This is a genomic window from Catalinimonas locisalis (assembly GCF_038039535.1).
Taxonomy (GTDB): domain Bacteria; phylum Bacteroidota; class Bacteroidia; order Cytophagales; family Cyclobacteriaceae; genus Catalinimonas.
Genome location: NZ_JBBPHP010000011.1, coordinates 152,429 through 178,022 on the forward strand (window position 1 = coordinate 152,429; position 25,594 = coordinate 178,022).

27 protein-coding genes and 1 tRNA gene are annotated in these 25,594 nt (G+C 41.1%); 13 read left to right on the forward strand and 15 right to left on the reverse strand.

Annotation, left to right across the window (positions count from 1 at the left end):
• Positions 1 to 27: 27 nt before the first annotated feature.
• Both WJR50_RS15995 and WJR50_RS16000 read right to left on the reverse strand, forming a co-directional pair.
• Complete coding sequence (locus WJR50_RS15995) at positions 28 to 1,020, reverse strand: hypothetical protein (protein WP_341294314.1); 993 nt, start codon at positions 1,018 to 1,020, stop codon at positions 28 to 30.
• 111 nt (positions 1,021 to 1,131) lie between these two features.
• Positions 1,132 to 1,215 (reverse strand) — tRNA-Leu (locus tag WJR50_RS16000).
• Positions 1,216 to 1,317: 102 nt separating this feature from the next.
• Between WJR50_RS16000 and WJR50_RS16005 the strand changes: the two genes are divergently transcribed.
• Both WJR50_RS16005 and WJR50_RS16010 read left to right on the forward strand, forming a co-directional pair.
• A complete protein-coding gene (locus WJR50_RS16005; RefSeq protein WP_341294315.1) occupies positions 1,318 to 2,100 on the forward strand; it encodes an enoyl-CoA hydratase/isomerase family protein in 783 nt (260 codons plus the stop codon).
• A gap of 9 nt (positions 2,101 to 2,109) precedes the next feature.
• Positions 2,110 to 2,832 (forward strand): hypothetical protein, encoded by a 723-nt coding sequence (locus WJR50_RS16010; protein WP_341294316.1) that lies wholly within the window; start codon positions 2,110 to 2,112, stop codon positions 2,830 to 2,832.
• 3 nt (positions 2,833 to 2,835) lie between these two features.
• On the opposite strand, the gene WJR50_RS16015 is transcribed toward WJR50_RS16010, so the two are convergent.
• The 3 genes from WJR50_RS16015 to xerD are packed head-to-tail and all read right to left on the reverse strand — an operon-like array spanning position 2,836 to position 5,564.
• The gene (locus WJR50_RS16015; protein ID WP_341294317.1) at positions 2,836 to 3,543 is read right to left on the reverse strand and encodes a 16S rRNA (uracil(1498)-N(3))-methyltransferase; all 708 of its coding nucleotides are present in this window, start codon (positions 3,541 to 3,543) and stop codon (positions 2,836 to 2,838) included.
• A 6-nt stretch (positions 3,544 to 3,549) separates the two neighbouring features.
• Entirely contained in the window at positions 3,550 to 4,605 is a 1,056-nt protein-coding gene (locus tag WJR50_RS16020) for a quinone-dependent dihydroorotate dehydrogenase (RefSeq protein WP_341294318.1), read from the reverse strand.
• Between the two features lie 8 nt (positions 4,606 to 4,613).
• Positions 4,614 to 5,564, reverse strand: a complete 951-nt coding sequence (gene xerD, locus WJR50_RS16025; protein ID WP_341294319.1) for a site-specific tyrosine recombinase XerD — start codon at positions 5,562 to 5,564, stop codon at positions 4,614 to 4,616.
• Between the two features lie 208 nt (positions 5,565 to 5,772).
• On the opposite strand from xerD, the gene aroQ reads away from it, so the two are divergent.
• The 5 genes from aroQ to WJR50_RS16050 all read left to right on the forward strand — a co-directional run bounded on the left by aroQ (position 5,773) and on the right by WJR50_RS16050 (position 8,759).
• Positions 5,773 to 6,204, forward strand: a complete 432-nt coding sequence (gene aroQ / locus WJR50_RS16030) for a type II 3-dehydroquinate dehydratase (RefSeq protein WP_341294320.1) — start codon at positions 5,773 to 5,775, stop codon at positions 6,202 to 6,204.
• Positions 6,201 to 7,262, forward strand: a complete 1,062-nt coding sequence (locus WJR50_RS16035) for an aminotransferase class V-fold PLP-dependent enzyme (protein WP_341294321.1) — start codon at positions 6,201 to 6,203, stop codon at positions 7,260 to 7,262. The genes aroQ and WJR50_RS16035 overlap by 4 nt, the downstream gene beginning before the upstream one ends.
• A 42-nt stretch (positions 7,263 to 7,304) precedes the next feature.
• A complete protein-coding gene (locus tag WJR50_RS16040) occupies positions 7,305 to 7,874 on the forward strand; it encodes a MarC family protein (RefSeq protein WP_341294322.1) in 570 nt (189 codons plus the stop codon).
• On the forward strand, positions 7,874 to 8,335 hold the full coding sequence (rnhA, locus tag WJR50_RS16045) for a ribonuclease HI (protein WP_341294323.1): 462 nt from the start codon (positions 7,874 to 7,876) through the stop codon (positions 8,333 to 8,335). The genes WJR50_RS16040 and rnhA overlap by 1 nt, the downstream gene beginning before the upstream one ends.
• A 61-nt stretch (positions 8,336 to 8,396) precedes the next feature.
• The gene (locus WJR50_RS16050; protein WP_341294324.1) at positions 8,397 to 8,759 is read left to right on the forward strand and encodes a HepT-like ribonuclease domain-containing protein; all 363 of its coding nucleotides are present in this window, start codon (positions 8,397 to 8,399) and stop codon (positions 8,757 to 8,759) included.
• Positions 8,760 to 8,913: 154 nt separating this feature from the next.
• Here the strand turns inward: WJR50_RS16050 and WJR50_RS16055 are convergent, their stop codons facing one another.
• On the reverse strand, positions 8,914 to 10,401 hold the full coding sequence (locus WJR50_RS16055) for a Do family serine endopeptidase (RefSeq protein WP_341294325.1): 1,488 nt from the start codon (positions 10,399 to 10,401) through the stop codon (positions 8,914 to 8,916).
• Positions 10,402 to 10,752: 351 nt separating this feature from the next.
• Between WJR50_RS16055 and WJR50_RS16060 the strand changes: the two genes are divergently transcribed.
• Positions 10,753 to 12,177 carry a phytoene desaturase family protein gene (locus WJR50_RS16060; RefSeq protein WP_341294326.1) on the forward strand — a complete coding sequence of 475 codons (1,425 nt, stop codon included), beginning with the start codon at positions 10,753 to 10,755 and terminating at the stop codon, positions 12,175 to 12,177.
• A gap of 397 nt (positions 12,178 to 12,574) precedes the next feature.
• On the opposite strand, the gene WJR50_RS16065 is transcribed toward WJR50_RS16060, so the two are convergent.
• The 5 genes from WJR50_RS16065 to WJR50_RS16085 all read right to left on the reverse strand — a co-directional run bounded on the left by WJR50_RS16065 (position 12,575) and on the right by WJR50_RS16085 (position 15,543).
• Positions 12,575 to 12,733 (reverse strand): DUF8506 family protein, encoded by a 159-nt coding sequence (locus tag WJR50_RS16065; RefSeq protein WP_341294327.1) that lies wholly within the window; start codon positions 12,731 to 12,733, stop codon positions 12,575 to 12,577.
• Positions 12,730 to 13,308 carry an ATPase gene (locus WJR50_RS16070; RefSeq protein ID WP_341294328.1) on the reverse strand — a complete coding sequence of 193 codons (579 nt, stop codon included), beginning with the start codon at positions 13,306 to 13,308 and terminating at the stop codon, positions 12,730 to 12,732. Before WJR50_RS16070 ends, WJR50_RS16065 begins: the two co-directional genes overlap by 4 nt.
• A gap of 299 nt (positions 13,309 to 13,607) precedes the next feature.
• Entirely contained in the window at positions 13,608 to 13,859 is a 252-nt protein-coding gene (locus WJR50_RS16075) for a hypothetical protein (protein ID WP_341294329.1), read from the reverse strand.
• A 358-nt stretch (positions 13,860 to 14,217) separates the two neighbouring features.
• Positions 14,218 to 15,081 carry an HAEPLYID family protein gene (locus tag WJR50_RS16080; protein ID WP_341294330.1) on the reverse strand — a complete coding sequence of 288 codons (864 nt, stop codon included), beginning with the start codon at positions 15,079 to 15,081 and terminating at the stop codon, positions 14,218 to 14,220.
• Positions 15,082 to 15,162: 81 nt separating this feature from the next.
• Positions 15,163 to 15,543 (reverse strand): hypothetical protein, encoded by a 381-nt coding sequence (locus WJR50_RS16085; RefSeq protein ID WP_341294331.1) that lies wholly within the window; start codon positions 15,541 to 15,543, stop codon positions 15,163 to 15,165.
• A 324-nt stretch (positions 15,544 to 15,867) separates the two neighbouring features.
• Between WJR50_RS16085 and WJR50_RS16090 the strand changes: the two genes are divergently transcribed.
• From WJR50_RS16090 to WJR50_RS16105, 4 genes are all read left to right on the forward strand, one after another.
• Positions 15,868 to 16,230: a nucleotidyltransferase domain-containing protein gene (locus WJR50_RS16090; protein ID WP_341294332.1), complete on the forward strand. Its 363-nt coding sequence runs from the start codon at positions 15,868 to 15,870 to the stop codon at positions 16,228 to 16,230.
• Positions 16,230 to 16,535, forward strand: a complete 306-nt coding sequence (locus tag WJR50_RS16095) for a HEPN domain-containing protein (RefSeq protein WP_341294333.1) — start codon at positions 16,230 to 16,232, stop codon at positions 16,533 to 16,535. The genes WJR50_RS16090 and WJR50_RS16095 overlap by 1 nt, the downstream gene beginning before the upstream one ends.
• 623 nt (positions 16,536 to 17,158) lie before the next feature.
• On the forward strand, positions 17,159 to 18,901 hold the full coding sequence (locus WJR50_RS16100; protein WP_341294334.1) for a restriction endonuclease: 1,743 nt from the start codon (positions 17,159 to 17,161) through the stop codon (positions 18,899 to 18,901).
• Positions 18,902 to 19,141: 240 nt separating this feature from the next.
• On the forward strand, positions 19,142 to 19,402 hold the full coding sequence (locus WJR50_RS16105) for a hypothetical protein (RefSeq protein WP_341294335.1): 261 nt from the start codon (positions 19,142 to 19,144) through the stop codon (positions 19,400 to 19,402).
• Positions 19,403 to 19,463: 61 nt separating this feature from the next.
• On the opposite strand, the gene WJR50_RS16110 is transcribed toward WJR50_RS16105, so the two are convergent.
• The 3 genes from WJR50_RS16110 to WJR50_RS16120 all read right to left on the reverse strand — a co-directional run bounded on the left by WJR50_RS16110 (position 19,464) and on the right by WJR50_RS16120 (position 23,165).
• Positions 19,464 to 20,105, reverse strand: a complete 642-nt coding sequence (locus WJR50_RS16110; RefSeq protein WP_341294336.1) for an OmpH/Skp family outer membrane protein — start codon at positions 20,103 to 20,105, stop codon at positions 19,464 to 19,466.
• A 229-nt stretch (positions 20,106 to 20,334) separates the two neighbouring features.
• Positions 20,335 to 21,597 (reverse strand): nucleoside permease, encoded by a 1,263-nt coding sequence (locus tag WJR50_RS16115; protein WP_341294337.1) that lies wholly within the window; start codon positions 21,595 to 21,597, stop codon positions 20,335 to 20,337.
• A 179-nt stretch (positions 21,598 to 21,776) separates the two neighbouring features.
• Positions 21,777 to 23,165, reverse strand: coding sequence for an efflux RND transporter periplasmic adaptor subunit (locus WJR50_RS16120; protein ID WP_341294338.1), 1,389 nt, complete (start codon positions 23,163 to 23,165; stop codon positions 21,777 to 21,779).
• A 116-nt stretch (positions 23,166 to 23,281) separates the two neighbouring features.
• Between WJR50_RS16120 and WJR50_RS16125 the strand changes: the two genes are divergently transcribed.
• Positions 23,282 to 23,974 (forward strand): SIR2 family NAD-dependent protein deacylase, encoded by a 693-nt coding sequence (locus WJR50_RS16125; protein WP_341294339.1) that lies wholly within the window; start codon positions 23,282 to 23,284, stop codon positions 23,972 to 23,974.
• A gap of 345 nt (positions 23,975 to 24,319) precedes the next feature.
• Here the strand turns inward: WJR50_RS16125 and WJR50_RS16130 are convergent, their stop codons facing one another.
• Positions 24,320 to 25,315, reverse strand: a complete 996-nt coding sequence (locus WJR50_RS16130; RefSeq protein WP_341294340.1) for a 3-oxoacyl-ACP synthase III family protein — start codon at positions 25,313 to 25,315, stop codon at positions 24,320 to 24,322.
• Between the last annotated feature and the right edge of the window lie 279 nt (positions 25,316 to 25,594).

A 25,594-nucleotide genomic window follows, 5' to 3' on the forward strand; every position in this document is an offset into this window, starting at 1 on the left:
TTTTTGATTTAGGCAATGTTTTTATTTTTATAAAAAAACTAAAGAAGTGAGCCATTCATCTAACCTATTATTGTCTTGTAAAAAATACTCTGAATCAGTTTTAATTATCTTTAGTAGTAAAATGCGAGTTAATTGATCTATCTCTTTTGAAATATTAATCAATTTTTCTCTTGTCTTAAATTTTGAACCCAAATGTTGACCGTGGACGAATTTTGATCTGATTGTATATGCAGTCTTTATTAGCTTAAAAGTATCAATCTTAGTTTCAAATTCTGATGCTAAATAATAGCTTATTCGTTCTGAGACTTTGTGGGTAACTTCAGAATTATCAGTCGTAAATAGAGTTTCAAAAATTGCTACATAAAATGAGATTTTTAGTGGTAAAAAAGAGTTAGCTCGAGCTAGAGATAAAAACATTAATGCCCTATCAATTCTGTTGCGATCATTGTAAGGAATATAATGCATGCTGCCTAGAGTGGTTTGAGCATTATCAACAGGTTTGCTTTCAATGAACTTTTTTGCATCAAGTCCTTTATTCATTAAAGAAGCAGCTTTATGAAATATGGAATATGCATTTGCTAGCTCTTCGTATGAAAATTTTGTGTTTGTATATTCACCGCTTGCATTACTAATAAAAATATTTCTGTATCTCGGATATGCATTATTTTCCTCTATGTTATAAGTATAAAGTGTATCAGCATTAGATGAACAGTCTTTTATAAACCATAAACACATAAAAAAGAATTGTACATGTTCATGTCTTATTTCAGAAAGTTTAATATCACTATCTACTTTTAATTGGTTAAAATAATAAGAGCTATCTGCTTTAGAAAGCAAAAAAGGGTTGTTATCCAGCGAATAACAGGCTTTTAATCCTATGTTTGTTACAAATGTTTTGTTTTGAATTTCTTTTCTAAGGAGAGTTTTGTCATTTGAAATGATAAAATCTTCAACTTTAAATCCATTTGCTGATTCTTCAATTTCAAAAAAGACAGTACTACAAACTAATTTAATTTCCATAGTGTAAAAGACTTTATTGAGAAAGTAAAATAACCTTTTCTCTATCTTTTTTTTAAACTCAAAATAAAAAAAGCCTGAAACAAGGATCATCCTGCTTCAGGCTTTTATGTGTGCGCACGAGAAGATTCGAACTTCCACACCAGTTAAGGCACTGCCCCCTCAAGACAGCGTGTCTACCAATTCCACCACGTGCGCGTAGGGGAGCACAAAATTAGAAAAATTGTGATAGTACACAATGGTTTTTTCCGCATTTTAGTGTATACTCTCCAACATTCAAGTATATAAAAAAGAAAAAGCATGTATCAGTACATTCAATACGAAGAACAGCAGGGGCGAGCTACCATCACTATGAACCGTCCGGAAGTATATAATGCTTTAAATCAGGGGATTAAAGAAGAATTACTACAAGCTTTTAAAGCGGCTGAAAACAATCCTGACATCAGGGTAGTAGTATTAGCAGGGGCCGGTAATGCTTTCTGCTCAGGGCAGGACCTTAAGTCTGCCCAGGAGGAAATGAAAGGTAAGTCTTATGCTGAAGCCATTCGGACATATTATAACCCTCTGATTCTTCAGATGCGCAACATGCCAAAGCCTATCATTGCCCGTATTCAAGGCATTGCTGCCGGGGCGGGTTGCTCACTGGCACTGGCTTGCGATGTGCTGGTAGCTTCTGAGGAAGCCATTCTGAGTGAGCTATTTGTCGGTGTTGGTTTGGTAATGGATTCCGGCTCTACCTATTTTTTGCCCCGGATGATCGGCAGCTTAAAAGCTTTTGAGCTGGCGAGTTTAGGTACACAGGTGCAGTCGGCAGTGGCGTTGGAACTGGGACTGGTCAATAAAGTAGTATCAGAAGAATCATTAGATAAAGCTGTGCAAACCTACGTGGAAGGCTACATGAATGCACCTTCTACTACGATAGGACTGATCAAACAAATGCTGCAAAAGTCAGCCAATATGTGCCTGGAAGAAGTACTGGAACTGGAAGCAGTCTATCAGGAGAAGGCCGCTGCTACAGAGGATCATCAGGAAGGGATCAAGGCCTTTATGGAAAAAAGAGATCCGAAGTTTAAAGGAAAATAACACTGAATTATGAAATTTTTTAAAATTAACGCAGCACTCATTTTTTTATCTCTAATTACCCTCTCAGCTAACGCACAGGAAAACAATACATCTGTTCATCAGCAAAAGCTTGAGAGTCTGAGTAGCGATACAACGCAAACCTATGCTTCCCGCTACGAAGAAGTGAAAGGTAGCCCCTTTTTTACAGAAGATTGGATTTCAGGGGAAATAGAATTTGATGACAGAAGTCAGTACAACGATGTGGAACTGCTTTACAATGTCTATGAAGACGAACTGCTAGCCCGCGATAAGGGAGGAAATCCTATAGTCGTTAATAAAGAGATAGTGCGTTCTTTTACCATGGGTAAAAATGACAATGCCAATATGGGAAACTTCCTCAAAGCAGATTACCTGGAATATGATTTAGACAATGTGGATGAGGATCAGTATGTACAGGAACTTTATAAAGGTGAAGGAGCCCTATATGCTGTCAATAAGAAAACCCTAAGCCAAAATAGTGGGGCTGACAGTGGAGGAGAAGCCTATGATGAGTTTACTGAACTTAAGGCAGACTATTATTTTGTTTCTCCCAGCGGTAAAATTCACCAGATAAAACCTGAGGAACCATCTATACTGGATGCTATGAGTGAACGTAGAGAAGCGGTGGAAAATTATATTGAAGAACAAAATCTGAATCTGAACGAGCGCGATGATCTGATAGAACTGGTCATGTTCTACGAAATAAAAGATTAAGTACTAAAGCTGTAAAATTTGCAGACTATGGCAGGCTGCCAGTCCGGCAGTCTCGGTTCTTAGGCGGCTATTTCCCAGACTTACCGGACTAAAACCTGCTTGCATTGCCTTTTCTACTTCCTGTGGGCTGAAGTCACCTTCCGGTCCGATAAGCACTACATAGTGCTGATGTGCTTTTGCCTTATGGATAAGCTGGGGGCTAGGTTCGTCTCCCAGGTAAGCAATGAACTTAGCTGAATCAGTTTCTTTCTTCTGCCAATGGATAAAATCCTTGAATTTAGTCATGGGATGAAGAGATGGTAGATAAGCATGCTGAGATTGCTTCATGGCACTGATAGCTTTGCGCTCCAGCCTATCCATTTTCAGTACTTTCCGCTCCGAATGTTCGCAGAGTATAAAACTGATCTGATGTACCCCTATCTCTACCGCTTTCTCCACAAACCACTCTGTGCGGTCTATATTTTTGGTAGGGGAAAGGGCAATGTGGATGCTAAAGTCGTCTTGTGTATGGGTAGTCTGTCTGAGGATTTCAAATTCACATTTTTTATCATTGGCAAGGGTAATGCTGGCCTCATAAAAATTTCCCTTGCCATCCACGATCTGAATTTGGTCTCCTTCCTGTTTTCTTAATACTTTGACGCAGTGTTTTGACTCGTCTCTATCCAAATAATGTGCTCCTTCACTTACGGAAGGCTGGAAAAATATGAACATAAGTGCTTAGTGATCTGCTGCTTCTAAAGTAGAGTGAGGAACAAGTGCTTGCTTAATTTCTTTAAGAATAGAAGGGCCTTCATACACAAATCCTGTATAAAGCTGGATAAGGCTGGCTCCGGCTTCCAGTTTTTCCAAAGCATCTCTGGCTGAAGCGATTCCCCCCACGCCTACGATAGGAATTTGTCCGCCCAATTGTCTGTGAAGATGACGAATGACTTCTGTAGAACGTTTACGAATAGCTTGTCCGCTTAAGCCTCCCGCACCTATTGCTTTGATCTTAGACTCTGAAGTTTTTAAACCTTCTCTGCTTATCGTGGTGTTGTTGGCGATAATACCGTCCATTTTTAGCTCTAGACAAATCTCCACAATATCATCCAACTGATGTGTACTGAGATCGGGAGCAATTTTGAGTAGTATCGGCTTGGCTTTTGGTTTTTGCCTGTTGAGTGTGGTTAAATGGTGAAGTAGTCGCTTTAAAGGTTCTTTTTCCTGGAGTTCTCTAAGGTCCGGAGTATTAGGCGAGCTTACATTAACGGTAAAATAATCTACTACCTCATAGAGGGCTTCAAAACATTTTTCATAGTCATCCTGAGCCTGGGCATTGGGGGTTACCTTGTTCTTTCCGATATTTCCACCTACGATGATATCAGATTTTCTTTTCTTCAGCCGTTTTACTGCATCTTCCACACCCTTATTGTTAAATCCCATACGGTTAACCAGGCTTTCGTCATCGGATAAGCGAAAGAGGCGAGGCTTAGAGTTGCCATCCTGCGGAAGAGGAGTGAGGGTGCCTATTTCCACAAATCCAAAACCTAAGGCTGCCATTTCATCTACCATTTCAGCATTTTTGTCAAAACCGGCAGCCAGGCCAATAGGATTTTTAAACTTCAGGCCAAACAACTCTTTTTCCAGCTTCTGATCCTCCATGCCATATATACTGTGCAGTAAAGCAGCGCCTCCCGGGCTGTGGTATAATACGCGCAGCATACGGGTAGTAAAATGATGAGCACTTTCGGGTGCCATCTGAAAAAGTAAGGGTCTGATCAATTCTTTATACACGCTGAATATCAGTTTTGAGAGTTAAATCTATCCTCGGCAATAGGTCGGCGAGAACGAGGGTGACAATCAGTAATTACCTGCTTTAAGTAGTCACGGTCCAGGTGAGTATAAATCTCGGTGGTTGTGATAGATACATGCCCAAGCATATCCTGCACAGCCCTTAAGTTGGCTCCACCTTCTATCAGGTGTGTAGCAAAAGAGTGTCTGAAAGTATGCGGACTCACCTTTTTATCAATTCCTGCCACTAGAGCTGCGTCTTTGATGATATAAAAAATCATGACCCGGCTCAGTTTTTTTCCACGGCGGTTGAGAAAAACAAAATTCTCATGGCCCGGCTCAATCTCCATATATTGCCTGATCTCCTGTATGTACTGCTTCGTATATTTTAAGGCATCTTTACCAATCGGTACTATTCTTTCTTTACTACCCTTACCCAGAATCCTTAAAAAACCTATGTCCTCAAAAATATTATTCATTTTGAGTTCGGTCAATTCTGTAACCCTGAGCCCGGAGCTGTAAAGTGTTTCCAGTATCGCCCGGTTTCGGAGACCTTCGGCAGTGGAAGTGTCCATTGCTTCCAAAATGCTTTCAATTTCAAAATAGCTGAGTGTATCCGGCAATTTACGGTCAAGGCGTGGACCTTCCAGCAGTAAGGCCGGATCTTCGGGAATTAAATCCTGAAGCAGAAGAAATTTATAAAAAGCTTTGATCCCTGCCAGTATACGAGCCTGCGTGGCAACGCTTAGCCCCAGGTCACAGATATGTTGCAGCATCTTCTCCAGATGGTCCTGCTGAATATCAAGCGGTGAAAGCTCCCATTCTGATATCTCCACAAACTGCTGTAGCTTTTCAATGTCGCTGATATAGGCTTTCAGTGAATTTTCAGAAAGAGAGCGCTCCAGCTTGAGGTAATCCTCAAACTCACTCATATATGTTTCCCAGGCTTTATATTGTGTCATATCTCAATTTAATCCTTTTGGATAAGGATAAAAATACCAGGACCTAAGCTTAGGCAATTTTCGCCTAAGATATAATCAAGCTCAAACCAAGCCATCATAAATGACTTTGATGATGAAATAAATCTTTCTATGTCCGGCAAATTAAAGACATTTTCTAACTTTACGGTAACAAATTCTTGTTAGCATTTTTTTATCCGATGCCCGAACTATGAAAATCCTGATCATCAACGGACCCAATCTCAATTTGCTGGGTAAGCGAGAGCCCGGTATTTATGGAGCTACTTCTTTTGAAGCGTATTTTAAAACCCTTGAAAAAGAGTTTGCCAGTCTTGAACTCAGCTACTTTCAGTCAAATCATGAGGGAGCAATGGTGGATAAGCTGCATGAGGTAGGTTTTTCTTATGATGGGATCGTGTTGAATGCCGCTGCCTATACCCATACCTCAGTGGCTATTGCCGATGCGATTTCAGCCATCAAAACTCCCGTGATTGAGGTCCATATCTCCAATGTACACGCCCGGGAGGCATTCCGCCACCACAGCTATCTCAGTAAAGTATGTGCCGGGGTGATTTTAGGCTTCGGTTTGGAAAGTTACCGCCTGGCAGTACAGTATTTTGCAAATCAAGCCAAACAAAGATGATCTCTTTTTATCCCGGTCCTTCCAAAGTGTATCCGGAAGTACCTGCGTACGTGAAGGAAGCTTATGATCAGGGCTTACTGAGTGCCAACCACAGAAGTCCGGACTTTGTGGCTTTATCATCCCGGACAATTACTTCGTTGAAAGACAAATTGCACATTCCTCAGGACTATACTGTCTTTTTTACTTCTTCGGCCACAGAATGCTGGGAAATCATCAGCCAGTCGCTGGTTCAGAGAGAATCTTTTCACATTTACAATGGAGCTTTTGGTGAAAAGTGGTTTCAGTATGCGCAAAAGCTTCAGCCCGGTGCGAGTGACTTTAGCTTTGACCTGAATGATACGCTAGAAGCTGATAAAATTTCAGTGCCGGAAGACGCAGAGCTGATTGCGCTTACACATAACGAAACTTCCAATGGTACAGCTTTAGACCAGGAACAGATCAATGCATTCCAACAACAATATCCTGAAAAGTTGATAGCGGTAGATGCTACCTCTTCCATGGCAGGCGTAGCACTGGATTTCAGCCAGGCTGATGTATGGTACGCTTCTGTACAAAAATGTTTTGGTTTACCCGCCGGCATGGCATTATTAGTCTGTTCTCCGCAGGCAATGGAAAAAGCTGCGCGGATTGGTGAGCGTAATCATTATAACAGTCTGGTGTTTATGCAGGAAATGATGCAGAAATGGCAGACCACTTATACACCTAATGTATTGAATATATATTTGCTGAATCGGGTAATGGAGTCCCGACCTGAGATTGAAGCAACAGAGAAAGTACTGCTTCAAAGATATACACACTGGATAGAGCTCATAGAAAGTCTTGATGATGTAAACCTGATGGTAGACAATGAAGAAGTCAGATCCAAAACGGTAATCCCTCTGGTAGCAGAAAAAGAAGTCATTGATAAAGTAAGGGCGGAAAGCAAAAAATCCGGTATTGTTTTAGGGAATGGCTACGGAGCCTGGAAAGAAAAAAGCCTGCGTATCGCCAACTTTCCGGCCATTGAAGATTGGGAAATAGAAAAACTCGCCAATTTCTTAAAATCTTTTTCGGTTTAATTTTTTATCACTAGCATTGTGATTTTATAGGATTATTTACGCATGATTCACTGGAAAGAACTAGTATCGGTTACACTTATATTATTTTCAGTTATTGATATTCTGGGAAGTATCCCTATCATTATTGAGCTTAGAAAAAAACATGGTCATATACAGTCGGGCAAAGCTACACTGGTAGCCGGTCTGATCATGATATCTTTTTTGTTTCTGGGTGATAAGATTTTGGCTTTGTTTGGATTGGATGTAGCATCTTTTGCCATTGCCGGAGCTATTGTTATGTTTCTGATCGGTATGGAAATGATCCTGGGGGTAGAAATATTCAAACAAGAAGCAGATACCGGAGGTGGAAGCCACTCTATCGTGCCGCTTGCCTTTCCATTGCTGGCCGGTGCAGGAACAATGACTACGCTGATTTCTTTGAGGGCCGCCTATACCTATCCCAACATTCTACTCGGTATTGTAATTAATCTTATATTAGTATTCATAGTGCTTAAATCATCTGCCTGGCTGGAAGACAAACTTGGCAAGGCAGGATTTAATATATTAAGGAAAATTTTTGGCATCATATTATTGTCTATCGCCATCAAACTAGTGAAAAACCAGTTTACCTAATGATAACAATGTTCACTGACGGTGCGGCGAGGGGAAACCCGGGCAGAGGAGGATACGGCACCATACTTATTTATAAAAAACACCGAAAGGAGTTAGCAGCAGGCTACCGTCAGACGACTAATAATCGTATGGAACTGATGGCTGTGATTGTAGGCCTGGAAGCAATCAAGAAACCCAGCATGAAGGTGAAAATATTTTCTGATTCTCAGTATGTAGTAGATGCCATCAATAAAGGATGGGTATGGAACTGGCAAAAGAAAAACTTCAAAGACAAAAAGAACGCTGACCTTTGGAAACGCCTCATTCCGCTATTCAATAAACATGATGTGGAGATCAGCTGGATCAAAGGACACTCCGGTATTCCTGAAAACGAGCGCTGCGATGAACTGGCAGTAGCCTGTGCCGATGGAGATAATCTTTTGGTAGACGAGGGATACGAAAATGGAGCGGGAGGACAATAAACAACTTCCTGTCTCAGTAGTTTTACTTTTTTGACTGTGTAATTAAAATTATTTTTTAGATATGAACGAAGAAGATCAGATTCACCTGAATAATATTACTACCATGATCAATGAGATTGATGCTTATGTAGCCCATATGGATTACAATCAATTCTCTAAAGAGGAAAGCGTCAGACAGTCGGTAGCAGTTAACCTGCAGCAGATTGGCGAAGCAGCAAACCTGCTTTCTCCCGAGTTTAAGGCTGATTTCACTGAAGTAGATTACCGTGTGCTGGATGTGCTGAAGAGAGCCAAGTTCAACGAGGCCATGGAAGTAGATCACCGACAAATCTGGAATGTAATACAGAATGATCTGCCGGAATTTAGAAATATGATAGAAACCCGCTCCGAACAAATGGATAAAGGAGAGCAACCCGGTGAGTAAATAGAAATATTATGCCAGAGGCACGCATTACAAATGCGCGCCAGATTTTAAAAAGTCTTGCGTGCGTTTATTATGCGTGCATTCTCATTAAGACATAAAAAAATCCTCCTGAAGTATTCAGGAGGATTTTTAATTTGTTGCTACTCACTCAGCCTTAGAGTGGTAGTCCGTAGTATTGTTTTTCTTCTGGTGAGTCAGGATAGATACCTTCTACCAGTACACCACCTCTTTCGTTTTGAATAACTTCAGTAAGATCATCTACATCAGTCACTGCTTTACCCGCTACACCGGTGATGATAAAGCCAGGACGGATTCCCTGCTGCCTTAGCTTGCCAGCAAATGTTCTGACTACTTTTACACCACCATTCACATTCAGTTCCTCAGCTTCTTCTTCAGTCAGTGACTGGAATTCAGCACCAAGGTCTTCCAAAGCTTCTACACGCTCTCTTGAAGCAAGCTTGGTAGTTCCATCCAGTGTTTTTAGCGTCATTTCGTATTCCTGACGTTCTCCGTCACGAAGAATAACCACATTTACTTCATCACCCGGACGCTTTCTTCCTACATAAGATAATAGGTCGGAAGTCTGGTTGATTTTCTGATTATCTACCTGGATGATCACATCACCTTGCTCAATACCTGCTGCCGCAGCAGAACCGCTTTCAACTAACTCGGCTACATATACACCCTGATTGGTAGAAAGATTATATTCTTCAGCCATAGCTGCATTTACTTCCTGTATGCTTACGCCGAGGAATCCTCTCTGCACGCTTCCAAATTCTTTCAGGTCGCTAACTACTTTAGCAGCGATATTGGTAGGAACGGCAAATGCATAACCTGCATAGGCTCCGGTAGGACTGGCAATCGCAGAGTTAATACCAATCAGGTCTCCATCTGTGTTTACCAGTGCACCACCACTGTTACCAGGGTTTACTGCTGCATCTGTCTGGATGAATGACTCAATCGCATACTGCTCATCACGAAGAATGTTGATATTTCTTCCGGTAGCACTTACAATACCGGCAGTAACCGTAGAGTTAAGTCCTCTGAAAGGATTACCAATAGCGGCTACCCACTGTCCTACTTTTACATCATCAGAATTGGCAAACTTCAGGAATGGCAATGCTTCTTCATCAATTTTGATCAATGCCAAATCTGTAGAAGGGTCAGTACCGATCACAGAAGCTACATAACTTCTGTTATCTACCAATACTACCGTAAGCTCGTCAGCGTCTGCCACTACGTGATTGTTGGTAATGATATATCCGTCATCACTGATAATAACACCTGAACCTGAACCTACACGAGGCTGACGTTGTCCCTGCTGAGGCATCTGGTCACCAAAGAAGTCTCTGAAAAACTCAGGAATCTGCTGTTGCTGATCATTATACGCTGTCGCTGCTTCCTGCCTTGAGGTAATATGTACTACCGCCGGAGTAGCTTTCTCTGCAGCAATGGTGAAATCAAAGGGCGCTTCAGCCGTGTTGTTCGTATCATCATCATAATAACTGGCTGAAATGGCAGGAAAAGCATCTGCATCAGACTGCTCATTGTTGAATTTATCTCCTGCGAAATAGAAAAAAGCAGCAATAGTGATTAAACTGGCTATCACCGCTGAAATAACTGGAGTGATTATATTCTTCATTATATATTTAATGTTTGGGTTTAACTTAGCATCAGAAAAATGAATTACTATCCAATAACTTACACACTACTTACTTATTGTATTAAACTGGATAGTGTTTAGCCGGGTTAAGATTTTTCCGGAATTTCTCAGCAAAACAATATCGTATGCTGATCACTTATAGTTCCATATTCTACAACCTAACCGATCTTTCTAACTACTGTATAGGTCACAATGATAATACCAGCATAAAAGTTCTCTTTTGTTCATAAGATTTTAAGTCAAAATGTCAAGGAAAATCTCAATTATGTAAAATTGTCATGCATAGTGTGTCATACTGTAGAAATAAACACATAATCAGGAATACTACATATGAAGAAATATGATGCAGTAGTGGTTGGCAGCGGACCCAATGGCTATGCGGCCGGAATCCGCTTATTGCAGCAGGGCTATTCAGTTTTGATGCTGGAAGCCAATGCTGAAAGTGGAGGAGGGGTGCGTTCATCCCAACTTACTTTGCCGGGCTACATTCACGACATAGGCTCAGCCATACATCCGCTCGCTTACGCATCTCCCTACTTCAAAACCCTGCCTCTGGAGGAATTTGGCCTAAAATGGCTGTACTCGGAAGCCGCACTGGCTCATCCGCTTGAACAGGGGGAAGCCCTGCTGATGTATCAGGATTTAAACAAAACTGCCGCGCAACTGGGCAGAGATACCCGCGCTTATACCCGGCTCATGCAGCCCGCGGTAGAAAACTGGGAGCAAATAGCCCCTGATTTTCTGGGAAATTTACGTTGGCCCAGCCATCCCCTCAAACTGGCTCAGTTTGGCTTAAAAGCAGTGCAGCCGCTCAGCTTATTGAACAAAATTGCTTTCAAAGAGGAGCGTACCAGGGCACTCATGGCAGGTTTGGCCGCTCATGCCATGCTACCTTTGACCAAATGGGCTTCATCAGGCATAGCAATGGTATTAGGGGTGTTGGCGCATAAGGTAGGCTGGCCATTTCCCGAAGGAGGCGCACACTCCATCACCCATGCGCTGGATGGATTGTATAAATCTCTGGGAGGTAGTATTCAATTGAATACCAGGGTGCATTCGGTATCCGATATCCCTCCCTGCCAGGTGATTATCCTGGATACTGCCCCCCAGGTTTTGCTGGATATGAAAGGTATTCGCCTTCCCTTCTGGTATCGGCAGGACTTGAAACGTTATCACTACGGACAGGGCATCTTCAAACTGGACTGGGCACTGAGCGAACCCGTACCATTTATTAATAAAGATTGTCTCAAAGCTGCTACCGTACATTTCGGGCCCAGCTATGCGGAGATCGCCAAGTCTGAAAAGGAAATATGGCAAGGAAAGCATCCTGACACCCCCTATGTATTATTTGTCCAGCCTTCCCTCTTTGACAAGAGTCGTGCCCCGGAAGGTAAGCATACCGCCTGGGCATACTGCCATGTGCCCCGCTATTCTGAACAGGATATGACTTCGGCCATTGAAAATCAGATAGAACGCTTTGCCCCCGGCTTTAAGGATGTGATTCTGGAAAGACATAAGATGAATACCAAAGCGGTGCAGCAGATCAGTGCCAATTACATAGGCGGAGACATCAACTGCGGAGCACAGACCCTGAATCAGCAGTTTACCCGTCCCGTTTACCGATTAAATCCCTATCGTACCCCCGTAAAAGGCATGTATTTATGTTCATCCGCTACGCCTCCCGGCGGAGGAGTACATGGTATGGGTGGGTTTCACGCTGCCGAGACCGCCATCAGGGATTTAGCCCGCAAATAGCTATAATCTTTTATAATAAATCTGGCGCGCGTTTGAGTGCAACTGAAACGCGTGCCGCTTAACACTTTTTTATCAGGATTTCAGGCTCAATCCTCGTAAAAAAGTAGTCATTTGCCAGGATGGAAGGGCAAATCCTCATAAATGACAATGATATTGTCAGGATTGAACGTTACATCTTCTCGGATGACTACTCATTCGTCAGGATTGAAGGCTCAATCTTCGCAGATGACAATGATTTTGCGAAGATTGAACGTCAAATCCTCACAAAACAGTATATTTTTGAGCAGATAAAGCCTGTCATACGGTGCGTTTCCGCATTGTGAGGGTTAAAACCCAAGCTTAAGAAGCTGATTACTGGGGAAGGTTGAACGAAATTCCTGCTTAATCTACCCAACTACTACTTTATGTCTTTGGCGGCTATTTCTTTGATCACACCATTTTCACTTACCACAATACTTTGCCCTAATTGTTTCTTCTTAGCTTTTAGTCTCTGCGCAGAGAGTTTCATACCCTCAATAATGTCATTTCTTAACTTAGCAATATCAGTGTTCTTCATGCTAGATATTTTTTTATTTTGGCAAACCTATCAACATCATATAAATTTTCATTTGCTCCTTTTTCCGATTCGTAAACTAACACGGGTTCCGAGCTTGAATTGTCAAAAATCATAATATAATCACATATTGGTAAATATATGTTGAACAGGTTTTGGATTCCTTTAACATATCTTCTGTAAATAATTTCTTTTGGTATGTTATGACCTCCTTCTTTTACTCTTAGTTCTACTCTTTTCTCTGCTAACTGAGGAGTTTCCAGCCAGTAAAAGATAAGTGTAACTAAATATCCTTGCCGTTGAGCTTTCAGAATTTTACTTTTATAACTTTTGGTAGATAAGGTAGTTTCAAAAGCAAAATCCTCACCCTCCTCCATAAGTTCTGCTATTCTTTTGAGCATCAGCCTCCCTGCTTCCAACCCCACTTTTTCTGGTTGAAAAGGTGAAATCCCACGGGCTATTTCATCTGCATTCACAAATTCTTTACACTCAAGAATTTCAGGCAGTATTGTAAAAGAAGCCGTTGTTTTTCCAGCCCCATTCCATCCTGATATAACATATAACTTTTTGTTATCCATCAACTAAATGTAGCACACCTTTTATATTACTTTTAAAGTAGTAAAAAATAGTATAATTTAGGAGTTACGCAGACCTCTATCTAAATGGCTGTTTTGACGTAGAACTAACCCTTTTGCTCCGTTACTTTCTTGCTTGATCAATAAAGTAACTGCGCGGCAGCCGCCAAAGAAATCAAGGAAAAATAATAGCCATACACACAGAACCCACGCAGCAAGCGCAATTTTTCCACCCCTACGCACATCTTTTTGTCCACAAACTATTCATGCGTAACTCCTATAATTAATTAAAAGAGCCTGTTTCATAATTCAACTTCTCTGCCAAATGATTCATTTCCACTTTCTTTAGCATTTTTCAGATAGTCTTGGAAGTCTTCCTCTTTCATATCTTCCCATGCACCGGCGAAAGCCATAATTTTATCTTTGTGTTTGCTTTTATTCTCGGGCTCATCGCTCCATTGAGATAGAAACTTATCTACCTGGGCTAAATCCATAGCCGGAACCTTACTGAGTTTCTTTAAGACGGATTGATATAATTCAGTTTGTGTCATCATGTATCAGTTTGTCATTTAACAAAAATATTTGAGTGTTGACTCAATGTATAGCAAAAAGCATAAATCATTTTAGTGATCTGGCGCTTTTAATACAACGCAAGCCAACTTCATAAGTATCACACTTTACTTACTTTTCTAACCCCTACTTTCATACTCTGGAGACCTTTTTTTAGAAATGTTATGGCAGTGCTCTCTCACTGCCATGAAGAGGTCAGTGTCTCCACTGAGCGCGGCGACATGCCGTAATTAATGAAGTTGTAGTATAACAACAGCACATAATAAGTGAAGTATAGCTTACATCGCAGGAATATTTCTCTTGACACAAAGTAATGTAACACTATACTTCACTTAGTGATCATTATTTATGGGGTAAATGTCCCGGTTCCCATATCAGCCGTATAAACGAGCTGAATCTTTCCTGCTCTCTGCTGACCGGTACGCCTGCCACTATGCCCACCATAAGATTTTCTTTGATGCCTAACCTCATCTGAGGCCGTATGGTCATATCAAAGTCATCATGGTCCAGCGTTTTGTTAAACTCAATACCGATAAAGTTTCTCGTACCAGTAATCATGTAGTGAAAACTGGTATTGATGTCATAAGTCGTATGAACCTGCTTCGTCTGGAAGTTTTGCTCTATCATAGGCCCGGTATACACCAATGAGTGAAAGTTGTTTCCCCATCTTTTAGCAATCACGAAGAAGGGATTGTAAACATTTCCCTTGATCAGAGGATTGCCAAACTGACTAAAGTCAGATAGCTCAAATTCGTTGATGTAACCTACTGCCATAGATGTAGCCATCTGCTGATTAACGAAAAAAGACCATTGGGCTGCTACTTTTATGCTATTCAGCTTATTGGCCGGCAGCGCTTCTTGAGGTGTGCCGTTTAGGGGTGTATAAAAAGTGAATGGCAGTTCCACTTCCAGTCCTAAACGGTTTACAGGAGCCCATTCGTATTCAATCAGGGCTTCATAGGAATCAAAGCGGGTATTATCAGTAAGGCCCAGGCCTATGTTCCATTCTTTTTCTCCTTTTCGTGCTCCCAGGTCCCGGATGAGGTCAATGTAGAGGGGTTCGGCATGAAGCACCTTATCAGGTTCCTTCTGGTCTTCCAACTGATAGATATAGAGGCTATCCTTCTGCGCATCCTGATCTTGTGCAAGGATATAGGGTGATGATGCCAATAGAAATATCGGCGTCAATATATTTTTGATGTACATATTGATTTGTTTTTAAGAATATATGAATGAAGCCGCAGGCTGAAGCTTTAGCCCCGGCTATGCGAGCGTTTTAAAAACAAATCAGGCTTTGGGGGGAGGAGTAAAGAGATGATAATATCCGCCTGACAGCCTTTCTGTGTAAGGAGGGTATTTTTGTTGCGTACAATTAAAAAGGGGAAGCGTGTGCTTATGATGACAAGAAAAGTAGAGGTCTATACCCACTTTGCTTTTCTTAGTTTGCTCATCTGTATCCTGATCGTCGTATTCGGCGATAGCATTTTCGTAGCCGAGAATTTTTTCAATAAAAATTTCAACCATACTCTCCTGATCGTTGATGCTCAGGTCTTCGGCAATATGTTCAGGATATGGATCGGTGGCATCCACACTGATATTGAGCAGATAGAGGGCCATGGCAGCCCACAAATATCTAAAACATACGCTATGTCGGATGTAAGTGATCACAATGCGAATTTAACGCTGATTTTGATAGTTGCAATGCCCCTGATGCCAATGTATTTCTCTAAATACAGCTTATTCTTACAGATGTCTTCCAGGAGGGATCTTTTTTTTGTTTGGAATGGGAAACGATGGAATACCCCACCAATTATTTCACTAGCAGTAGCTTGATGTTTTGCTCTGATGCAGATACACTCGTATTAATTCCAAATAAGATTTATTCTTCTAAAGATTTCTTCAAACCATCAGCAGGTTCCATCCGGGGCACGTAGCCTGGATGACAGAAGGGGAGATGTTTACATGATACGCAAAGGCACATAAGTCAGCTACATGATGATAACTATTTCACGGCAAACTTTGTATATTCATCACATGGAAAATGATAAAGCCAACATACTTTCACTTATCAAATCTGCTATTCACAGAAAAAATCCTGAGGCTGAAGTGATCTTGTTTGGCTCTCGAGCCAGAGGACAGGAGCATAAACATTCGGATTGGGATATTTTAGTATTATTAGATATGCCTACTGTAGACAGAAAGACCGAGAAAGAATATCGCGAGGCATTGTTTGATGTGGAACTGGAAACAGGAGAAGCGATTTCAACTTTTGTTTTTTCCCGGCAGGATTGGGAAAGCAGGCATGCTATTACACCTTTGTTTGAGAACATACAGAAAGAGGGAGTGCGCTTATAATGCCAGGAAGCAAACAAGACTATATAAAGTACCGCATAGAGAAGTCTGAGGAAATTTACCAGGACGCAGTACTGCTTGCTGAAAATGAGCGATGGAATTCTTGTATCAACAGGCTGTATTATTCAAGTTTTTATCTGCTCAGCGCTTTGCTTTACCAGCAGGGCATCAAAGCAGAGACCCATAATGGAACCAAGACACAATTCTTTTTACATTTTGTAAAAAAAGGATTGACAAGCAAAGAATACGGCAAAATTATTCCCACTTATTTGACTGGAGGCAGGAAACGGACTATGCGGACTTTGTAGAGTTTGACCGGGATACCGTAATCCCTCTCTTGGATCAGGTACAAGCTTTTAATAATGAAATCAAACGTCTTCTTAAGAGAAAATCATAAGAGATGGATATCAATAAAACCATTCTGTAAGAACAGCTTCCATTATTATCCCCAAAGCGCCATGAAGAGGTCAGTGGAGACACTGACCACGGCGAGGGAAGTTTTCCTTAGATGCTTAAGATAAATTCATCTGCTTCTCTACACTTCTTACCCCCCTGTCATCCCGTCAGGGATTTTTTTTTGGTTTGGAATGGGAAATTAATGAATAGCTTCACATTATTTTATGAGTAGTAGCTTGAAGTTCTGTTCTGATGCAGATGTAGCTTTTTTAGCTCCCAATGAGCCTTAAGCCTTTAAATATTTCTTCAAACCATCAGCGGGTTCCATCCGGGGCACGTAGCCTGGATGACAGAAGGGGAGGGGTTTATTGTATCCTCTCAATAAGCGCTAAGGGAATAAGTGATTCTACATGCTAATTTCATTTGCATGAATCGTAGTATTCACATTAACACTGTATTTAATCTAGATTTTTAATAAAAATTCATATATATTTTGTGTCAGTTTGAATTAATAAACTATATGACTAACTAACCTATGTCTACTCAACAATTAGATGAATTTGTTACTTCTCATAGTTATGCTTATCAAAATAGCAGAAATCAGATTAAATATACTGTTGAGCTAAAGCATTCAAAACTTAAAGACCACAAAGTATTTTCTTCATTAGACAAATACATTCTTCAAAATAAAGTTGATAATCAACTTGAAAAGTGGCAAGAGAAATGGGAAAAAGAACAAGAAAAACTGCAGAAATATAGGGAAAAGGAAGCTGAAAAAAGAGATAAAGAAAATAAACTTAAGGAGGCCAAAGATGCTACTTTAGAAGCTGAAAGAAAGCTTAAAGAAGTGGAAGACCTCTTACTTTTTACTCTTGAAGTAGATGATGCTGTGAACTGGGAGTCAGTTAAGGACCATCGTAAATATAGTAAGCCAAAACCGCAACAACCTATAAAACCGAAACTCAAAGAGTATCCTGTTGAACCTACACCTTCAAATGTAGAATTTAAGCCAGTGCTTTCCTTTTTGGATAAGATTATTCCTTCCTTAAGAAGAAAAAAGGAAGAAGACGCTTATAAGAAATTTCAGGAGTCACATAGAAAATGGAGAGAAAGTTATCATGAAATAAATCATGCAAATAAAGAGAAAGAGCATAAATACGTGAACGAAGTTAAACAATGGGAAGAAGAAGTTAGACAGTGGCAGGCTAAAGGAGAGGAGTTCTATCAATTGCAGAAAGAAAGAAATTTACGTATTGATCAACTCAGAATTGATTATCAAAATAAAGAACCAAATGCTATTGCCGAGTATTGCGACATAGTTTTGGCTAACTCAATATATCCTGAGACTTTTCCAAAGAACTATGAAATTGAATTTAACGCTGACAACGGAATACTACTCATAGAATATACTCTTCCCTCCATAGATGATATGCCTAAACTGAAAGAAATAAAATACATTAAAACAAATGATGAATTTAAAGAATCTCATCTTTCTGAAAATCAGATAATGAAAATGTATGATAATACTTTATACAATGTTACACTCAGAACACTTCATGAAGTATTTGAGGCAGATGTTGTAGACGGGGTTGATGCTATAAATCTTAACGGATGGGTGGAATCAATAAATCCAGCAACAGGGATAGAAGAAAGAAAGTGTATACTTTCAATCAATGCTAATAAGGAAGAATTTCTAAAAATAAATTTAGCAAATGTAGACCCTAAGGCTTGTTTTAAACAATTTAAAGGGGTAGGAAGCTCAAAGCTAAGTTCACTTTCACCAATTAAACCTTTAATGACGATTAATAGGGAAGATAAACGTTTCTCTGAGCATTATAGTGTTACTGAAGGGATGGATGAGAGCACTAATCTTGCTACTATGGGTTGGGAAGACTTTGAGCATTTGATCAGAGAGCTATTTGAAAAGGAATTTAATCAAAGTGGTGGAGAAGTAAGAATTACCCAAGCTAGCCGGGATGGTGGAGTGGATGCAGTCGCTTTTGATCCAGATCCTATCAGAGGAGGTAAGATTGTTATTCAAGCGAAAAGATATACAAATACTGTAGGGGTATCTGCAGTAAGAGATTTGTTTGGCACAGTGATGAATGAAGGTGCTTCCAAAGGAATTTTAGTAACTACATCAGATTATGGGCCTGATGCATATACTTTTGCAAAGGATAAGCCTCTCACCTTATTAAATGGTTCTAACTTACTATATCTCCTTGGGAAACATGGCCAGAAAGCTAGAATTGATATTAAGGAAGCAAAATTAAAATAAATTTGATTTTAAAGTAGATACTCCCAAATCTGTAAAAACATATAAGCTGGTTTTTGCTACTTCTGAATTGCTGACTTTCCTATGCCTTCCCCCTCATCCCCTGAAGTAATGTACATCTCCGGCATTTGCGATAATGATGGGCTTTTGTGCTTTCAGATGATTTATAAGTCCTGGCTAAAAACTCGTCGGTGAGACACAAGCGATAGCGTGATAAATAAAAAAAGAGCATAAACGCCGTAAATGCGCTTAGTTTACTCATTATCAGGGAGTTTTGTGGGCAAAAAAATCCTCTGTAATACCGATTACAAAGTACGCTGTAATAATGCAGAAAACAGTACGCAGGAGAAAAATCAGGTGATTAAGGACTTGAGAGCCTGGTATGGAGAATTTCGTAAGCTGGCGCGTATCGCTTTCAAGGATAATCCGCAGGTATTGGAGTCTTTTGGGATGGTAGTGTCCACGCAGCGGAAGAAAAAGGTGGAAAGTCCAGTTAAAGAATAAAAAAAGAACTGCCGCCCTGAAATCTATTCAGGGTGGCAGTTCTCTATGCAAAAAGATTAAATTAATTAGCCGCAGCGGTAGTATCGGCAGGGGTTTCTGCGGTATTTTCAGCCGCATCCAGGCCTTTATAACGCTTATTGAGTCCTTCCACAACAGTTTTGGTGATATCCAGGCTGTCGTCAGCATATAATACCCCACTGTTTTTGGTATAAGTCAATACCACCTTGAAATTCTGGTCGGTACCATATTCTTCCAGGTAATCGGCTACTTTGTCATACAGTTCTTCCTGTACTTTCGCTTCGTCTTGCATCAGCTGGTTGCTTAGGTTCTGCTGATACTGCATAAGGTTCTGCTGCTTCTTCATCAGGTCTTCTTCCAGCGCGCGCGCCTGGTTCATGGTCATGGTACCGGCATTACGCTGAAAAGCGGTGATTTCACCTTGCAAACCTTTAGCACGGTTTTCATAATCGGCCTGTAGCTTCTGTGCTTTCTCTTCCAACTCAGCTCTTTTGTCTTTGAAGAAGTCATAGTTCTCCAGCAAAGTATCTGAGTTGACATAAGCAATTTTAGGCATGGCTCCGGCAGCGCTTGTGCCAGCAGTTTCTTCAGCCTGGGCAGGGCTATCACCACTAAAGTGCAGCACATAAAGATAGATGACAGCGACTGCCAAAATACCGTTAAGGATTAAGGATAAGTTTTTCACGATAAACTCTTTTGTTGTTTACAATTTCAAATGAATTACAAATATAAGTAAAGCAAAACGAATGTAATACAACCTTAGGGCTTCAAATCTGAATTAACGTTTAAAGTAAAGGTTGTAATAGCTCATGCGCTAGAAACTAAAAAGATATGATTAAAATTCCACAAAAAAACTCTTCTCCAAGAATGAAGAAGAGTTTGATAATGAATGTTTTAGCAAACAGATAATAAGTCTACACCGCTTTTGTCTCCGCAATACCTTCGGCAGTGGTATCATCGCTGCTTGCTGTAGGTTTTTTGACACCTTTTTTCTCTTTAAAGAAAATAGTGAAAAGTACCAGTACAATAACCGATAATACAGCAGGTACTAACCATATCTGATCCCACAAATACCTCTTGACATCATCTGATATCACAGTATTAGCCTCTACGATGATACCTGAGAGCCAGGAGCCGATGAACATACCTACGCCATAGGTCGCAAAGGTGATCAATCCCTGCGCGGAGTTCTTTACCGCTTTAGGTGCCCGCTCATCCACATAGATTTGTCCGGTCACGAAGAAAAAGTCATAGCAGATACCATGCAGGATGATACCTCCATAGAGCATCCATACCAGTTCGGTAGGATTGCCAAACATAAAGAGCGCATAGCGTGCTCCCCAGGCGGCCATACCTACTATTAGCATAATTTTGTAACCAAACCTTTTGAAAAAGAAGGGCATCAGCAAAAGAAACAGAATTTCAGACATCTGGCCCATGGTCATTTTCCCCGCAGCATTCTCTACGCCTATATCATTGAGGAAAAGGTTGGCAAAACTGTAGTAAAACGATAAGGGAATACAAATGAGCAGTGAAGCAATAAATAAAACGGCGAAAGAACGGTCTTTCATCAGTTTTAAAGCATCCAGTCCCAGGATATCCTTCACACTGGCTTTTTGACCCTTACTTTTAGGCGGAGTATGGGGTAAAGTAAAGCAATACAGACCCATGACTACTGAAGATCCGGCAGCGATAAGGATAGGTGTATTTAGTGCTTCAATATCCAGATAACCTACAATCAATCCTACGATAATCCAGCTGATGGTGCCCACCACTCTTATGGCGGGGAACTGCTCACCGGGGTTTTCCATATTTTCAAAGGAAAGAGAATTGGTGAGCGCAATGGTAGGCATAAAGCAAAGGGTATAGGCAATGATGACCGGATAAAAAAGACTGAAATCTTCAATCTGTGCCAGCCAGTAGAGCAAGCCTGCTCCGAGAAGGTGCAAAACTGCCAGTACTCGTTCAGTAGGAAAGAAGCGGTCGGCCACCATACCCACAAAGAAGGGAGAAATCATGGCAGCTATCGCAAATGCACTGTAAGCCAGCCCAATTTGTGACCCTTCAAACTTAAGGGTAACGCCCAGATAAGTGCCTAAGGTTACGTACCATGCTCCCCAGACAAAAAATTGCAGGAACATCATTCCTGATAGCTGCATACGAGTTTTTATAGTCATAGCCGGATAGTTTAATTGATGTCAGACTCAGTTCTTATATCGCCTTGAACCTAGTATATAATTTAGCTTTCAAATTAGCCGTAAATTGTAGGATTCCAAAAAAATAGAAAGCCTGAATCACAAAAAAAGCTCCTTTTGCAGGAGCTGGATGGTACATGCAGATAATATGTATAAAGCGATTAATTAGCAGGAGGACCGAAGTTACGGTTATTGTTTTCAGCTTTTTTTATCTCGCTACCATCTTTGAGTTGCTGAGAAATGGCAATGTATGGCCCTGAGACTACCCTGTCTCCTTCGGAAAGTCCCTCCAGTATTTCAATATTCTCATAATCACTGATGCCTGTCCTGACATTGACCCGTTCTACAGTATTTTCACCCTTAACTCTAAACACTACTTCAGTCATGTTCTCTTCTTCTGAGAAAGATGTATCTTCTTCATTTTCATTGTTAGCTTCTCCTTCCTGGTTTTGATCTTCTGCCGGGGCCGAAGCATTGGTAGGGCGGGTAGTAACGGCTGCCAAAGGTACAGATAGGGTGTTTTCTTTCTTTTGGGTGATGATGTCCACGCTGGCCGTCATACCCGGACGAAAAGGGTATTGCTTTTCATCAAGCAGGTCCTGATAAGATTCATTAAGCAATAGGATACGCACTTCAAACTCAGTCACCGCTTCGGCGGTAACCTTTTCGTTGGCAGTGCTGGCGATGGAGGTTACTACGCCTTTAAATTCTTTATCCATATAAGAATAAGCGTCTACATCTACAATGGCGGTGTCGCCCAAATCTACCCGGATGATGTCATTTTCGTTTACATCCACCCTTACTTCCATGCGGTTGAGGTCCGCAATGCGCAGCATCTCAGTGCCTGCCATTTGCGAAGTACCTACTACGCGTTCGCCCTGTTCTACGTCCAGTTTGGATACGATACCGCTCACCGGCGCATAAATATTAGTTAAGGAAAGGTTCTCGCGCGCTTCTTCTACCGATGCTTCGGCACTTTTGACTGCGAAGCGAGCCGCTTCTACACTTTGGCGAGCAGATTCAAGTTCCTGCTTGGCTACCTGAAAATTACTTTCGGCAGTTTCAAAGTCAGCATCGGAGATAACATTGTCATCATAGAGGGATTTGTTCCGCTGATAAGCGGCCTGGGCCTGCGTAAACTGAGCTTCAGCGCTGGCAGCTCGTGCTTCGGACTGTGCAAGATTAGCTCTTTGCTGATTGAGCGTAGCTAAGGTTCGTGAAACTACCGACTCAAAGTTATCGGGACGAATCTTCACCAGCAGGGCACCCATGGCTACGGAATCACCCTCCTCAATATTGAGTTCTATGATTTCACCCGGTACTTCGGGAGATATTTTTACTTCTTTTTCAGGTTGTATCGTACCGGAGGCAGTCACCCTTTCTACAATCGTACGAGGTCTCACCTGGGCAAAATTGACGGCAATAACGTCATCTTTGCCAATCCACCCCAGTTGTTTGGCTGCGAATAGCAGACCTATAATGATGACTGCCACAATCCCAATGATGAGGACTGGATTTCTTTTTTTCTTTTTCTTTGTTTGTACAGGCATAAGGCAAGTGCTTACTTGAGTTTGTAAATTAGCATTTCTCACTGTAAATTTTTAAAAGTATGTGCGAAAAACTACTAGTTTTTTTATAAGTGTTATCAATTAAAAATGAATAAGCAATGGAAAAGATAGTCGTATTGTCCGGATCGGGGATCAGTGCAGAGAGTGGTATCCCAACTTTTCGTGATTCGGGAGGCTTATGGGAAGGTTATGACATTAATGATGTAGCTACGCCTCAGGCCTGGGCTAAAAACCCACAGCTGGTGCTGGAATTTTATAATCAGAGAAGAAAGGCAGCATCGGAGGCTAAACCCAATGCTGGTCACCTCAGCCTTGTGGAATTAGAGAAATACTTTGATGTGGTGATTATTACCCAGAATGTTGACGCACTGCATGAAAGGGCAGGATCTTCCAAAGTAATTCATCTGCATGGTGAGTTAAATAAATCACGCAGTACTTTGGATGAAAACCTGATATATGATATTGAAGGTTGGGAAATTAAATGGGGAGAGAAGTGTGAGAGAGGATCACAGCTAAGGCCTCATATCGTTTGGTTTGGTGAAATGGTGCCTATGATGGAAGTAGCTTATAATGAAGTAGTTAAAGCTGATTTTTTTATTGTAGTAGGCACTTCACTGCAAGTATATCCGGCAGCAGGATTACTGTACGACGTTACTCCCGGAACCCCAATCTATATTGTCGACCCCATGACACCAGAGTACAGAGAACAGCCTTATATTACCCCATTAAAAGAATCAGCCAGTACTGGATTACCGAAATTGGTGGCCCAACTGATAAAAGAGGCACAGTAATGGTTGTTTATCATGTGGTAGTAAATATTGATGTCAAAAATTTTTCAGCAAAAAATTTATAAAAGCTTTAAACGTTAATGAGAAATCAGGTGTCATACTAACAAACCAACAACTAAACTCATTCGCATATGAAAACCGGCAACCGATCTTTGCGAAACTTTTTTGTAAAAGAACCTAAGTTTTCAATTTTGATCGTATTGATTGCGATTATCTTATTGATTGCTATTTTTTTTACCACAGATTTTAGCGCTGTTTCCTCTTTTTCTTTTTCCTTCTCTGAAATTAAGTTTCCTCATTTAAATCTCCCGCTGGATACGCAGTGCAGATTATTCTAAATTAAGCCCTTTACCAACGCATCAATACAGAGCCCCAGGTAAATCCACTTCCAAATGCTGCCAGGCATACCAGATCACCTTCCTTAATTTTTCCCTGCTCCCAGGCCTCACTCATTGCAATGGGAATTGAAGCTGCCGTGGTATTTCCATATTTCATAATGTTGTTAAACACCTGATCATCTCTCAGATTTAGCTGCTTTTGTACCATCTGGCTAATCCTCAAATTGGCCTGATGTGGAATGAGTAGGTTAAGGTCTTCAGGTTTGTATCCGTTATGGTTCAGGGCTTCCATCACTGCCTGCGGAAAGCGGGTAGAGGCATGCTTGAAAACAAAATTACCGTTCATAACTGGAAAAATGGTGCCTTCTTCAATCATCTCAGGCTTTACCCTGGGGACTGAACGACTGCTGCCAACATCCAGCACCGCTAACTCTTCGGCATACTTACCTTCCGAGTGCAGATGGGAAGACATAATACCTTTTTCTTCACTAGCCTGGAGTACAGCAGCCCCGGCACCATCTCCAAAGAGTACAGAAACGCCTCTTCCTCGGGTGGTCATATCCAGACCACTGCTGTGGATTTCTGAACCAATGACCAATACGGTATCGTACATGCCGGTTTTAATAAACTGATCAGCGATAGAGATCCCATATACGAATCCTGTACACTGGGTACGCACATCCAGTGCACCTACCTCTCTGATGCCCAGTTCTCGTTGAACCAGTACTCCAGAGCCAGGGAAATCATAATCAGGACTGAGGGTAGCAAATACAATAAAATCTACATCATCGGGCTGGAGACCCGCATTCTCCAAAGCCATAAGGGCTGCACGGGTACCCATATTGGCTGTCGTATCTTTGCCAAGTTCAAAGAAACGTCTTTCCTCAATACCTGACCGCTCCCTGATCCATTCGTCTGAAGTATCCATCATCTTGGCCAGGTCGTCGTTAGTTACAATTTTTTCAGGGAGGTATCTGCCTACTCCTGTAATTCTGGAATTTCTCATGCTTTTAAGGTTGTAGTAATAGGTTTTTCATTGGACAGTTCGTCAGTATTCTACTGTTTTATTTCAATTCATCCTGTGAGGACCGAATAAAATATACCGCAAAATTCACTGAATGTTTGAATTAGGCAAGAATATTCCAAACCTACTTCTATTTAAAAGAAATACAACTAAAAGTATTTTTGAAACAACCCTAACTATCTGGAAAATTACACTACGGTACAATTTGATTCAAGAGTAGTTTTCGTTTATTGGCATGCTTAGTCAAAGAGTCAAGGTATA